General features: G+C 60.1%; 11 protein-coding genes. 7 read left to right on the top strand and 4 right to left on the bottom strand.

The annotated features are described in order from the left end of the window. Positions 1–130 precede the first annotated feature (130 nt). From cspE to G411_RS22235, 4 genes are all read right to left on the bottom strand, one after another. A complete protein-coding gene (gene cspE / locus G411_RS0118470; protein WP_028968593.1) occupies positions 131–337 on the bottom strand; it encodes a transcription antiterminator/RNA stability regulator CspE in 207 nt (68 codons plus the stop codon). A 216-nt stretch (positions 338–553) separates the two neighbouring features. Further along, positions 554–829, bottom strand: a complete 276-nt coding sequence (locus tag G411_RS21170; protein ID WP_022960674.1) for a hypothetical protein — start codon at positions 827–829, stop codon at positions 554–556. After that, the gene (locus G411_RS21165; RefSeq protein ID WP_022960673.1) at positions 826–2406 is read right to left on the bottom strand and encodes a PepSY-associated TM helix domain-containing protein; all 1581 of its coding nucleotides are present in this window, start codon (positions 2404–2406) and stop codon (positions 826–828) included. The genes G411_RS21170 and G411_RS21165 overlap by 4 nt, the downstream gene beginning before the upstream one ends. After that, a complete protein-coding gene (locus G411_RS22235) occupies positions 2403–2705 on the bottom strand; it encodes a hypothetical protein (RefSeq protein WP_211218375.1) in 303 nt (100 codons plus the stop codon). The genes G411_RS21165 and G411_RS22235 overlap by 4 nt, the downstream gene beginning before the upstream one ends. A 259-nt stretch (positions 2706–2964) precedes the next feature. Between G411_RS22235 and doeB2 the strand changes: the two genes are divergently transcribed. The 7 genes from doeB2 (at position 2965) to G411_RS0118420 (ending at position 13148) form a co-directional block, all read left to right on the top strand. Next, positions 2965–4131 (top strand): N(2)-acetyl-L-2,4-diaminobutanoate deacetylase DoeB2, encoded by a 1167-nt coding sequence (gene doeB2 / locus G411_RS0118450; protein WP_022960671.1) that lies wholly within the window; start codon positions 2965–2967, stop codon positions 4129–4131. A 62-nt stretch (positions 4132–4193) separates the two neighbouring features. Then, positions 4194–5465, top strand: a complete 1272-nt coding sequence (locus tag G411_RS0118445; protein WP_022960670.1) for an aspartate aminotransferase family protein — start codon at positions 4194–4196, stop codon at positions 5463–5465. Beyond that, the gene (gene doeA, locus G411_RS0118440; protein ID WP_022960669.1) at positions 5462–6718 is read left to right on the top strand and encodes an ectoine hydrolase; all 1257 of its coding nucleotides are present in this window, start codon (positions 5462–5464) and stop codon (positions 6716–6718) included. Before G411_RS0118445 ends, doeA begins: the two co-directional genes overlap by 4 nt. A 9-nt stretch (positions 6719–6727) precedes the next feature. Beyond that, a complete protein-coding gene (locus G411_RS0118435; protein ID WP_022960668.1) occupies positions 6728–8089 on the top strand; it encodes an NAD-dependent succinate-semialdehyde dehydrogenase in 1362 nt (453 codons plus the stop codon). A 133-nt stretch (positions 8090–8222) separates the two neighbouring features. Continuing rightward, positions 8223–9290, top strand: a complete 1068-nt coding sequence (locus G411_RS0118430; RefSeq protein ID WP_022960667.1) for an HlyD family secretion protein — start codon at positions 8223–8225, stop codon at positions 9288–9290. Further along, complete coding sequence (gene rbbA / locus G411_RS0118425; protein ID WP_022960666.1) at positions 9287–12022, top strand: ribosome-associated ATPase/putative transporter RbbA; 2736 nt, start codon at positions 9287–9289, stop codon at positions 12020–12022. The genes G411_RS0118430 and rbbA overlap by 4 nt, the downstream gene beginning before the upstream one ends. 1 nt (position 12023) lies before the next feature. Next, positions 12024–13148: an ABC transporter permease gene (locus tag G411_RS0118420; RefSeq protein WP_022960665.1), complete on the top strand. Its 1125-nt coding sequence runs from the start codon at positions 12024–12026 to the stop codon at positions 13146–13148. The last annotated feature ends 2 nt before the right edge of the window (positions 13149–13150 follow it).

The raw sequence follows: 13150 nt of genomic DNA, 5'->3' as shown, positions 1-13150 counted from the left end.
TGATGCCTCGGAGAGATCATACCGAAATCAGGAGGCCATAAACGAAAAAAGGCAGAACCCGATGGTTCTGCCCTTTCTCTACAGGCTGACCGTAGCCAGTGCAGTTTCCCGCAATGCGCGGGAGTCGGCCTTACAGGACGACGATGTTCTCAGCCTGAGGACCTTTCTGGCCTTGGCTAACAGTGAACTCAACTTGCTGACCTTCAACCAGGGTTTTGAAGCCTGAGCCGCTGATCGCGCTGAAGTGAGCGAATACGTCGGGGCCGTTTTCCTGAGCGATGAAGCCGAAGCCCTTAGTTTCGTTAAACCATTTAACAGTGCCGGTTACAGTAGACATAATGTGTATTCCTGAATCTTTCAGTAAATAAGTTGCCTCTCATGAGGCGGCCATGCTGGAAGTGTTTCTATTACTTATGAATCAGGACGAGAACTGAACAGAACATCGAAATGGTGTGCATAAATAGTAGTGCTACGTTCTAGCGCCACGCACTATAGCGGGAAAAAACAGCGCGGTATAGCATTTTCGCACGGCACAGGCCCGCTATAGGGATAATTACTGTGACTCGGAGTGAGCAGGTGTCGCCAGCCACAGCGCGCAAAACCACCCCGTCACAAACACCCCCGACAACCAAATCAGTGCCGCTGCCGCATTCCCCAGCAAGAAAACCAGCGGCAGAGCCACGGCAATCGCCAGACACCGGCGCTCAAGGACGGTGGCCTGACTTCGCTGCCGTCGACTGCGCAGACGCTTCGGGTCGCGTATTGCCAGCAACAACAGAGGCAGCGCGCTGAATGCAATGGCCAATCCCGCCAGGAGCTCGGTACTCATGACTTCAGCGCCTCGGGTTCTGACTCTGTCTCAAGCATGGCAGGCGCTGGCGCACGGCGCTGTGTCCACAGCAGCCAGGCCCCGCTGACCAGCAGTAAACCGTCGATCGTCAACACGGCTGGCAAGCCGCCAGAGATCGCGGCCTGCCATCCCAAACCACCGCCCCAGTATCGCGCCGCCGGCAATGCCAGCATTACCAGCGCCATCGCTCGCAGAATACCCCTGCGGCTGCGCGCCGCATCACGCTGCGCAAAGCCGTAAAACGCGGTAAGAGCCATTGCCGCCAGAAAGACGCTCAGCAGGTCGTAAAATGCGGCACTGGGAACCGGCCGACGGGTCACATACACGGCCGCATTGATCAGCAGTGCCAGCGGCAAGCCATAGCCGACGATCACCGTCAGCTTTTCCAGCCAATGCCAGCCCGGCTCGGCCTGTCGACGCCGAGTCCACAACATGAGCCCGGTGAGGGCTACGTAGGCACTGGCAAACCCCATGGCGAACCACAGTATTTTCGAGGCGATACCCGCAAAATTTCCGAAATGCAGCGGTGACATCAGGCTGACCAGATCGCCACCGAGCGAGGGGGCATTCCCCAGCGCCGGGCGCAAACCCAGAAACTCGCCGGAAGCGCCGGCATACGCGACCGCGGATGGCAGCAGTTCACCGTCTCCATTATTCAGGCCGACAAGCAGGCTCGCATCTGCTCGCCCCCAGTGATGAATCTGCAAACTGCTGGGCTCAGCCCCGGTTCGTCGCGCGGCATCCTGTATCATCGCGTCGATATTCGCGAGCGGCGATGGACGATCATCCTCAGCCATAATCGGCGCCAGCAACTCCTCACTGACGGTTTCCACATCGCCACCAAACGCGACGTAGGCGATTGCGGGCAGCCCGATGGCCCCGCCAAAGCTGAAGAACGCACCAGTGAATGACAGCAGAAAGGCAAACGGCAAATTCCAGCTGCCCGCCAGCGCATGGCGGTCGCGCGCAGTGAGCAATCCCCCTTTGCGACGCAGTGTGAACAGCTCTTTGAGCAGGTGGCGGTGGATCAGCAGGCCACTGACCGCCGCGACCAGCATGGCAAACCCCAATACGCCCGTCGCCAGTAACCCCCAGCGCCCCGGCAGCAGCAAATTCACGTGCAGGTCGACCAGAAAATCCCGAAGCGCCCCCACACCCAACTGCCGAAAGACATCCGGCGACAAACCCTCAACCTCGCGAACCACCCGCTGCTGTGCCGGATCAATCAAAAACAGCATTGCCGGTTCTGTACCGTCGTCACCATGGTAGTGAAACAGCGCCCGCAGGTGTTCGCCGGTCCCGGAGAACAGGAAAACCTCATCGAGATAGGCGGGGTCAATTCGCGCAGCAATGTCGGCCATCAGGGCGCCGGTGCCGTTGGGAATCTCCTCAACGGGCGCCACTGGCATGGGATCCGCCCACACGCCAATCGCATCTTCGAACACCGCCAGCGTGCCGGTAACAATCACCGCGTACAACAGCAAACCGAGCGCAACGGCTGACCATCCGTGGATGGCCAACAGGGTTTTGCTGCGCGCCTGCGACAATCGAATCACGCGGCACCTCTGAGCATCAGCTGCCAGACAATCAGTACCAGATGTGCCACCGTTAACGCGCCCACGACAAGATAGGTCCGTCCCAGACGCCCCAGGCAGCTGTAGAAAAACAACACACCCCAAACCGCAGGAAACAGCACCAGCGGGATCGCCACATTGTCGATACGCGCGGGCCCTTCGGGCAACCAGATCGACGCGCCCGCCATCATCACAAAGGCACAGAGAAAGCATAGCGGCCCGGCAAGCAGCCAGCGCGGCCACATCGCATCTGATGAACTCCCTGCCTTCTGTACTGTCACTTTTTTAGGCTCCCGGCCACACGCTTGAAAAGCGCAAGAATACGAAATCAGCCTGCGAATCGCAATTAAGATTCATTTTCAAACAAGGATAGCCGGAGCAGTCTGGCTCGGAACTTGCTGAGACTAAACTTGCTCAGGCTAAAGAGCCCAGCTCGGGCAGAGTGGATCGACACTGGCGCATTGCGCCGCGAGCCACTAGGCTGGAGTAGCAGCGCGGAAACGCTAGCCGCGTATTCCTCACAGCAACGGCAGGAGGACCATGTCTACGGTTTGGCAAGACATTGTGCGCAACGCCATATCACTGCGCCGAGAACTGCACCAACACCCCGAACTGGGCTGGCAGGAGCAGGGTACCGCCGAACGTATCCGCCAGCAGCTCACCGCTCTCGACATCCCCTGGCGGGTCTGCGCCAAAACCGGCACTGTGGCCTGTTTGAATGCCGGCAGCTCCGGCCGTCATATCGCCCTGCGAGGCGATATCGATGCCCTCCCCATTGTTGAGCAAACCGAACTTGACTGGGCCTCGCACACCTCTGGCTGCATGCACGCCTGTGGGCATGACGGCCATACCGCTACGCTCATTGCGACCGCCAGCTGGTTAAAGGCTCACGAAGCCGAACTGCCCGGCCCGGTAACACTGATTTTCCAGCCCGCCGAGGAAGGGGGGCACGGTGCCCGGGAAATGATCCACGACGGTGCATTGGAAAATGTCGATGAAATCTTCGGCTGGCACAATTGGCCCGCCCTTGCCTTTGGTGAACTGATCTGCCCCGACGGCATTGTGATGTGCGGCAACGGCACCTTCAGCATCCGCGTTATCGGACAGGGCGGCCACGCCAGTCAGCCCGAACTCTGTCGCGACCCGGTACTGGGCGCCAGCGCCATTACCCTGGCCCTGCAACAGGTAGTAAGCCGCCGGCTGGCACCACAGGCCAGCGCCGTGCTCAGCATCACCAGTATTGAAGCCCCCAGCGCCGCTACCGTTATCCCCGGCGAGGCCAAGCTGGGTGGCAGCATCCGCGTTCCCGACGAAAACACCCGACAACAACTGAATCAGCTCATAGAGGAGATCGCCCAACAGACAGCCACTGCTTACGGTCTGCAGTGTGAGGTGGAATGCCACCCCCGCTATCAGGCCACCATCAACCATGCCGATGCCGCGAGTCGCGTCCGCCATTGCTGGCGACAACTCTACGGCAGCGACGCCATCAACCACAGCCTGCCGGTGCCGATTATGGCCTCGGAAGACTTCAGCTATTACTTGCGTGAAATTCCCGGCGCTTTCGCCCTTATCGGCGCCGATGACGGGAATGGCCACGACGCCCCCTGTCACAGTGCCTATTACGACTTCAACGACCAGCTAATTCCCAAAGTTGTCCGCCTCTATGCTGCCCTCGCGGGTGCGGCGGACGACCGACTCGGCTAAGCCCCTCGGGGCGAGCACGGCGGTAGCATGGCTGCCGCCGATTCTAAAAATCAGGAGGAAGCATGAGCATTTTTGAGCAACGTGAATCCGAGATCCGCGCCTACTGCCGGACGTACCCGGTAGTGTTCGATACGGCCAGCAATGCGCGCCAGACGGACGACCAGGGTCGCGAGTACATCGATTTTTTCGCCGGCGCAGGGGTGCTGAATTTCGGGCACAACAATCCGCATATGAAGCAGGCGATGATCGACTACCTGCAGCGCGACGGCGTCACCCACAGCCTGGATATGCACACCACCGCCAAGCGCGCCTTTATGGAGGACTTCACCCGCACCATTCTCGAACCCCGACATATGCCCCACAAAATGCAATTCATGGGGCCGACCGGGACCAATGCGGTTGAAGCGGCGTTGAAACTGGCTCGCCGTGTCACCGGGCGCAGTGAAGTGGTGGCGTTCAGCAAGGGCTTTCACGGCATGACGCTCGGCGCATTGGCCTGCACTGCCAACAGTTACTTCCGCTCAGCCGCAGGCGTCTCGCTGGACAATGTCAGTCACTACCCCTTCGACTGCGACGCCGACAGCCGCGACCACACACTGGGAGGCGGTGTTGAAGCGTTGGCGCAACTGCGGGCGCTATACAAGGATGGCAGTGCGGGGCTGGCGCCGCCGGCGGCTTTTCTGGTGGAAACCATTCAGGCCGAGGGCGGCGTCAATGTCGCCAGCCAGGCCTGGCTGGAAGCCCTGCAAACCCTGGCCCACGAGCTGGGCGCCCTGTTTATTGTCGATGACATTCAGGTGGGCTGCGGGCGCACCGGTCACTACTTCAGCTTTGACGGCCTCGGTTTAAACCCCGATATCGTCTGCCTTGCCAAGGGCCTGGGCGGCGTGGGTACGCCCATCGCCATGAATCTGGTGAAACCGGAACACGACCAACACTGGTCGCCCGGCGAACATACCGGCACGTTCAGAGGACAGGGGCTGTCCTTTGTCGCCGGACGCGAAGCGCTGCGCTATTTCGACGGCGACGACTTCATGAGCGAAGTCCGCGCAAAAGGCGAGACCATGCACAGCGCCATGCAAGTGATCGCAGAGCGACACCAAGGTGTGGAGCTGCGCGGCAAAGGCATGATTCTCGGCCTGGACGTCGGCGACGGCGAACTCGCTAAAGCCATTGTCGGCGAGTGCTTCAAAGAAGGGCTGCTGGTCTCTGCCTGTGGCAGCGGCGGTCGGGTCGTGAAACTGATTCCGCCGCTGACCATTCCCGACGCCGACCTGCAACAGGGTCTGGACACGCTTGCAAGCGTCAGTAACCGTATTCTGGAGGCCGCATGAAACAACGCGATGACATGACCTTTGCCAATGAGGAGTACCAACAGCGCATCAACGGCCTGCGTCAGCGAATGCAGGAGCGGCGGCTTGATGCGGTGGTGATTTCCGACCCGGAAAACATCATGTACCTCACCGACTACCAGACCACCGGCTACTCTTTTTTTCAGGCACTGGTGGTACCGATAGATGACGAGCCATTCATGATTACCCGGGCCATGGAGGAATCCAATATCCATGCTCGCACCTGGATCGAGCGTACCCGACCCTACCCCGACACCGGCGACGCCATTCAAATGCTGGTCGACGCGCTGCGGGAGTTCGGTCTGGCCGACAAGCGCATCGGCTATGAGCGCAACAGCTACTTTTTCCCCGCCTACCAGCAGGACCGCATTCACACCACATTGACCGATGCAAAGCTGCTGGACTGTTTCGGCATTGTGGAAGAAGGCCGTGTGTGCAAATCGCCGGCGGAAATCGAGCTGATGCACCGCGCCGCCATCGCCACCGAAGAAGGCATGAAGGCCGGTATCGAGGCGGTACAGGCTGGCGTGACAGAAAACGAAATCGGCGCGGCCGTCAGCGCCGCCATGTTTCGTGCGGGCGGCGAACCCCCAGCAGTGATGCCCTACGTCACCTCAGGCCCGCGCAGCATGATCGGCCACGCCACCTGGGAGGGCCGCACCGTACAACCGGGCGACCATGTATTTCTGGAAGTCGGCGGCTGCTATCGCCGCTACCACACCGCGATGATGCGCACCGTGCTCACGGGCCCGCAGACCGATGCCTTGCTTCATGCGCAGGAGCGAATGATCTATGCGCTGGATCAGGTCCACGAGCTGTTCCAGCCGGGCATGACCGTCTCTGACGCCGACAATATGATCCGCAACATCATCTCCGACAACCACTGCGGTGCTCGGCTGATTACCCGCTCGGGTTACTCCATTGGTATCGCCTTCCCGCCGAGCTGGGATGAAGGCTATATCGTCAGCCTCAAGCAGGGGGAGTCCACCGTACTCAAAGAGGGGATGACCTTTCACATCATTCCCTGGATGTGGGGCGTGGAAGGCGATAAAACTGTAGGCATTTCCGACACGATCTATATTACTGAAGACGGCTGCCGTTCGTTCTTCACCACCCCTCGAGAAATGACCGTAAAGCCGCCGCAAGATGCTGCCATGCCGATCAAACTGGATGAGGTAAAAGGCCGCAAGAAGAACCAGGACAACACTCCTGAAAAAGCCGAACAGAAGTCCTAGGAGGCGCAGATGCTGATAGCGAGAAACCCGTTTAATGGCGAGATTATCGCCGAGTACCCGGCGCTGACACCCACTCAGATGCACGAGCGTATCGGCGATGCCGACCGCGCCTTTGATAGCTGGCAGAGCAGTACCTTCGAAGACCGGGCAAAGGTACTGAAAGCCGTTGCCCGCGAGCTGCGCGCCGACAAGGATCGGCTCGCAGAACTGATGGCAATCGAAATGGGTAAGCCGATCAAAGAAGGCGTGCCGGAAGTTGAGAAAGCCGCCTGGTGCGCGGAATTCTATGCCGACAATGCCGAGCAGTTCCTGAGCACAGAGACTCTGGCCTCTGATGCCTCAAACAGCTACGTCTGCTACCAGCCACTGGGCACAGTGTTGGGCATTCTGCCCTGGAACGCGCCCCTGTGGCTGGCCTTTCGCTTTCTGGCGCCTGCACTCATGGCGGGCAATACCTGCGCCATGAAGCACGACCCTAACGTCCCGGCCAGCGCGGCGGGTATTGCCGAGGCCTTCCAGCGAGCGGGCGCGCCCAGCGACATTATGGTTAACCTGCCGCTGGAAACCGGCAACGTCGAGCAGGCAATTCGCGACCCCAGAATTCGCGCCGTGTCGTTCACTGGCTCCGACGCTGCCGGGCGCAAAGTTGCCGCACTGGCGGGCGCCGAGCTGAAACCCGCCGTGCTCGAACTCGGCGGCTCAGACCCCTTCGTAGTATTGGCTGACGCCGACCTGGAGAAGGCCGCCGATATCGCGGTACTGTCGCGTATCATCAACGCCGGACAAAGCTGTATTGCCGCCAAGCGTGTCATTGTTGAAGAGCCGGTGTACGGCACCTTCGTCGAGATGTTGCAAAGTCGGCTGGCAAAACTGCGCCTCGGTGACCCACTGGACAAGGGCACCGACATTGGTCCCCTTGCCCGCGCAGATCTTCGGCAGAATCTTCACCGGCAAGTCAGCGAAACCATCGACGCTGGCGCACAGTGTTTGCTGGGCGGCGAGCTGCCCGAGGGGCCGGGATTCTTCTATCCAGCCACCCTGCTCACCGAAGTCAGTGAGACGATGTGTGCCTTCAACGAGGAGACCTTTGGCCCGGTCATGTGCGTGACCCGCGCCGCCGATATGGAAGAGGCGCTGCAACTCGCCAATGAAACCGACTACGGTCTCGGCGCCGGCATCTGGACCGCCAACACGGAACTGGCTGAGCAGATGGCCCTGCGTATCGACGCCGGGCAGGTCGCCATTAACGGTATTGTCAAAACGGATCCACGTCTGCCCAGCGGCGGCATCAAGCGCTCGGGCTATGGTCGAGAACTGGGGCCTCATGGAATCCGTGAATTTGTAAATGCCAAGCAGCTCTGGATCGCCTGAGAAACCACCTGTGGTTGACGCAAATCAAGCGGCAACCGAATGCGCGAAGCGCCCAGCCCGAATGACTGGGCCTTCGCCATAGCAACCGCTATAGTCTGTGTATCCCCATTCCCAGCCCCCATGGAACAGACTTATGTCGGCATCGCTCAAGAAGTACGGACTCTTCGCCATCATTGCACTGTTAGCGTTCGCAGCCTACAGCTGGATGCAGCAGCAGAATTCGGGGTATGGCGACGCCTTTGTCAGCGGTAACGGCCGCCTTGAGGCCACCGAAGTGGATATTGCCACCAAGCTTGCCGGGCGTGTTGACAGCATTCTCGTTAAAGAAGGCGAAATGGTAAAAACCGGCCAGGTGCTCGCGCGAATGCAAGTGACCAGCCTTGAAGCACAGCGCAATGAAGCCCGCGCCATGCTGATGCAAACTCAGCAGAGTGTCGCGACCGCTGACGCGCAGGTGGCGATGAGCGAGAGTGACATGGCCGCCGCACGCGCGGTGGTATTGCAGCGAGAAAGCGAACGGGACGCCGCGGCAAAACGCCTGAAACGATCAGAAGCACTCGCCCGCGAGGGGAATATTTCCCACCAGACAGTGGATGACGAACGCTCAGCCTTGAACAGTGCCATCGCGGCCGTCAGCGCCGCCAAAGCCCAAGTTAAAGCCGCAGAGTCGGCCGTCGTCGCCGCAACGGCTCAGGCCGAAGGCGCGAGAACCGCCGTCACCGCTGCCGCCGCGACACTGGCCCGCATTGAAGCTGATCTAGCTGACGCCGAACTCAAAGCCCCCCGCGACGGACGGATTCAATACCGCGTTGCCCAGCCCGGCGAAGTCGTCGCGGCGGGAGGAAAAATTGTCAATCTGGTCGATCTTACCGATGTCACCATGAACTTTTTCCTCCCCGAAGCGGCGGCCGGGCGCCTGAAGCTGGGCAGCGATGTTCGCCTCATTCTCGATGCAGCCCCCGATCTGGTCATTCCCGCCTCGGTTTCCTTCGTCGCCAGCACTGCCCAGTTCACCCCGAAAACGGTCGAAACCGCCAGCGAACGCCAGAAACTGATGTTCAAAGTCAAAGCCCGCATTGATCCCGCACTGCTGCGACAACACCAGTCCGTCGTCAAAACCGGCATTCCCGGTATTGCCTGGATCAAGCTGGATGACAGTATTGACTGGCCCGAAGCCCTGCACATCAAGGTGCCACAATGAGCCATGGCGACAGCGCGGTCGCCTGCCGCGATGTCTCGCTGCACTACGGCCAGTGCTGCGCACTGGACAAGCTCAGCCTAAGTGTCCCCACCGGCAAGATGGTGGGATTGATCGGCCCCGACGGGGTCGGTAAATCCAGCCTGCTGGCGCTGATCGCCGGCGCACGCAAAATACAGGATGGCGAGCTAAATGTGCTCGGCGGGGATATGCGCGACAGCCGGCACCGCAACCGGATTTGCCCGCGCATCGCCTATATGCCCCAGGGCCTGGGCAAAAACCTTTACGCCACGCTATCAGTGGAGGAAAACCTGCAATTTTTCGGGCGCCTGTTCGATCATGACGCCGATGAGCGGCGGCGACGCATTGACCAGCTGACCCATAGCACCGGGCTCTACGATTTTCTTGACCGGCCCGCGGGTAAACTGTCCGGCGGCATGAAGCAAAAGCTGGGGCTATGTTGCGCGCTGATCCACGACCCCGACCTGCTGATTCTCGACGAGCCGACCACCGGCGTCGACCCGCTGGCCCGCAGCCAGTTCTGGCAGCTGATCAGCGATATACGCCGTCGCCGCCCGGCAATGAGCGTGATCGTCGCCACCGCCTATATGGATGAGGCCCGCAATGCCGATACGCTGATCGCAATGAATCAGGGCCGTATTCTGGCCAACGGCAGTCCAGAACAATTACTGGCCAAGACTGGCAGCGACAGCCTGGAATCCGCCTTTATTGCGCTACTGCCCGAGGCACAGCGCCGGGACTACCAGCCGGTGCAGATTCCCCCTCTGAACATCAGTGAGCAGGCCGATTACGCCATTGAAGCCAGCGAGCTGACCATGCGATTTGGCGATTTTGTGGCGGTGGATCACGTCAATTTTAAGATCCGGCGCGGCGAAATTTTTGGCTTTCTGGGCTCCAACGGCTGCGGCAAGTCGACCACTATGAAAATGCTGACCGGCCTGCTGCCCGCCAGCGAGGGTGACGCCAAACTATTCGGCAAAGCCATCGACCCCCGCGATCTGGCAGTCCGCCACCGGGTCGGCTACATGTCGCAGTCGTTCTCGCTGTATAGCGAACTGACTGTCATGCAGAACCTGGTCCTTCACGCCCGGCTGTTCGGCGTAGACGACGCAGACATTCCCGGCCGCGCCGAGGAAATGCTGGAGCGCTTTTCGCTGACAGGCGTTCGCGACAGCTTGCCCGGCAATCTACCACTGGGCTTGCGTCAGCGCCTGTCACTGGCCGTGGCCCTGGTGCATAAACCCGAACTGCTGATTCTCGACGAACCAACGTCAGGGGTCGATCCGGTGGCCAGGGATAATTTCTGGCGACTGCTTGTCAGCCTGTCCCGGCAGGACGGCGTTACCATTTTTATCAGCACCCACTTCATGAATGAGGCAGAGCGCTGCGACCGCATCTCGCTGATGCATGCCGGGCGGGTACTGATCAGCGACACACCAACAGCCATCCAGCGCTCACGGCAGGCCGAGAGCCTGGAGGCCGCTTTTATTGAATATCTGAGTGAGGCAAGCAGGCAGCGCCGCGACAGCGATGTCGACGCGGCACCCGAACTCGCCGACACCCCGCGCAAGATCAACCCGCACTTTAGCTGGCGTCGAACACTCAGCTACACCCGGCGCGAAGCCCTTGAGCTGCGCCGCGATCCCGTTCGCGGCATGCTGGCGCTGATCGGCTCGGTGTTCCTGATGATTGTGATGGGCTACGGGATCAGTCTGGACGTGGAGGATCTGACTTATGCCATCTACGACCTGGATCAAACCAACCTCAGCCAGAGCTATGCACTCAATCTGAGCGGCTCGCGGTATTTTATTGAGCGACCGCCCATCAAAAGTTACGACGATATGGACGCCCGTCTGCGCAGCGGTGATCTGGCACTCGCCATAGAAATTCCACCGGGCTTCGCTAGAGATGCCAAGCGTGGTGACACGGTGACCGTCGCCGCCTGGGTCGATGGCTCCATGCCCAGTCGGGCGGAAACCGTCGGCGGTTACGTACAAGGCATCCACCAAAACTGGTTAATTCAAATTGCACGCATGCAAATGGGCATGGACGCGCAAACCCTGGCAACAGCCGCCTCGGTAGAAACGCGCTTTCGCTACAACCCCGATGTAACCAGCCTACCGGCCATGGTGCCCGCCATCATGCCGATTCTGCTGCTGCTGATTCCCGCCATGCTCACCGCCCTGTCGATTGTGCGGGAAAAGGAACTGGGCTCGATCATCAACCTCTATGTCACCCCCGTTCGCCGCAGCGAATTTTTGCTGGGTAAGCAGCTTCCCTACATCGCCCTGTCGATGCTCAACTTCCTGCTGATGACTGCCCTTGCGACAACGCTTTTCGACGTCCCGGTTAAAGGCAGCTTCCTGGCGCTGAGCATTGCCGCGTTGCTTTTCTCGGTTTGCGCAACCGGCATGGGACTGGTCGCCTCTGCCGTCACGCGCAGTCAGATTGCCGCGATGTTCTTCACCATGCTGGCCACCCTCATGCCCGCCGTGCAATTTGCCGGCTTACTGAATCCCGTGGCCTCACTGGAAGGCCCCGGCCGCGTTGTCGGCGAACTGCAACCGGTGTCCTACTTCCTCACCATCAGCCGGGCGATTTTCAGCAAGGGACTGGACCTGCCGCAAATTCAGGGATCGTTGTGGCCGATCATTCTCGCGATTCCGGTCATCATGGGTATGGCCTTGTTGCTGCTGAAGAAGCAGGAGCGCTGACATGTCCAAACTGTCGAACACCTACCGCCTGGGCGTAAAGGAACTGTGGAGCTTGGCCCGCGACCCCGGCATGCTCCTGCTGATCGCCTTCACCTTTTCGATCTCGATATACAGTGCGGGATCGGTGATGCCGGAATCGCTGCACCGCACCCCGATTGCCATTGTCGACGAGGACCAGTCGCCGCTGTCGGCGCGCATCCGCGATGCCTTTTATCCTCCGCGCTTCAACCCGCCAGTCTTGCTGAACATCAATGAGGTCGACCCGGCGCTGGACGCCGGACGCTACACCTTTGCCCTGACGATTCCGGTGAACTTTCAGCGCGATGTGTTGGCCGGGCGGCAACCGGAAATGCAACTCAACGTGGATGCCACTCGTATGAGCCAGGCATTTACCGGCAGCAGCTATATTCAGCAGATCGCTCTGGGTGAAGTCTCTGAATTTGTGCAGCGCTACCGCAGCGACAGCAGCCTGCCGATCGATCTCAACCTGCGCATGCGATTCAACCCCAATCTCGACGAGAGCTGGTTCGGCTCGCTGATGGAAATCATCAATAACGTGACGCTGCTTTCCATCATTCTCACCGGCGCCGCACTGATCCGCGAGCGGGAGCACGGCACGATCGAACACCTGCTGGTGATGCCGGTCACGCCCGGAGAGATCATGCTCGCCAAAGTCTGGTCGATGGCGCTGGTCGTGCTGCTTGCCGCCACACTGTCACTGAATGGCGTTGTGCGCGGGCTGATGCAGGTTCCCGTCGAAGGCTCGATCGCGGTGTTCGTACTGACCACCGCGCTGCATCTGTTCGCCACCACGTCCATGGGCATTTTCATGGCCACCATTGCCCGCAGCATGCCCCAATTCGGCATGTTGCTGATGCTCACGCTGCTGCCGCTGGATATGCTGTCGGGAGGCATGACGCCAAGAGAAAGTATGCCCTTGCTGGTGCAGAGTTTAATGCTGGCCGCGCCCACTACCCACTTCGTTGCTGCCAGTCAGGCCGTGCTCTACCGCGCCGCCGGACTATCGATTATCTGGCCGCAACTGCTGGCGCTCGCGGCCATCGGGGCCGTATTTTTCAGCGTTTCGCTGTGGCGCTTCCGCAATACGATCAGTCGTATGGCCTGAGC

It is taken from the genome of Spongiibacter tropicus DSM 19543, assembly GCF_000420325.1.
Taxonomy (GTDB): domain Bacteria; phylum Pseudomonadota; class Gammaproteobacteria; order Pseudomonadales; family Spongiibacteraceae; genus Spongiibacter; species Spongiibacter tropicus.
Note: the sequence above shows the minus strand (reverse complement) of the source record. Positions and strands in the feature narration are given on the sequence as shown.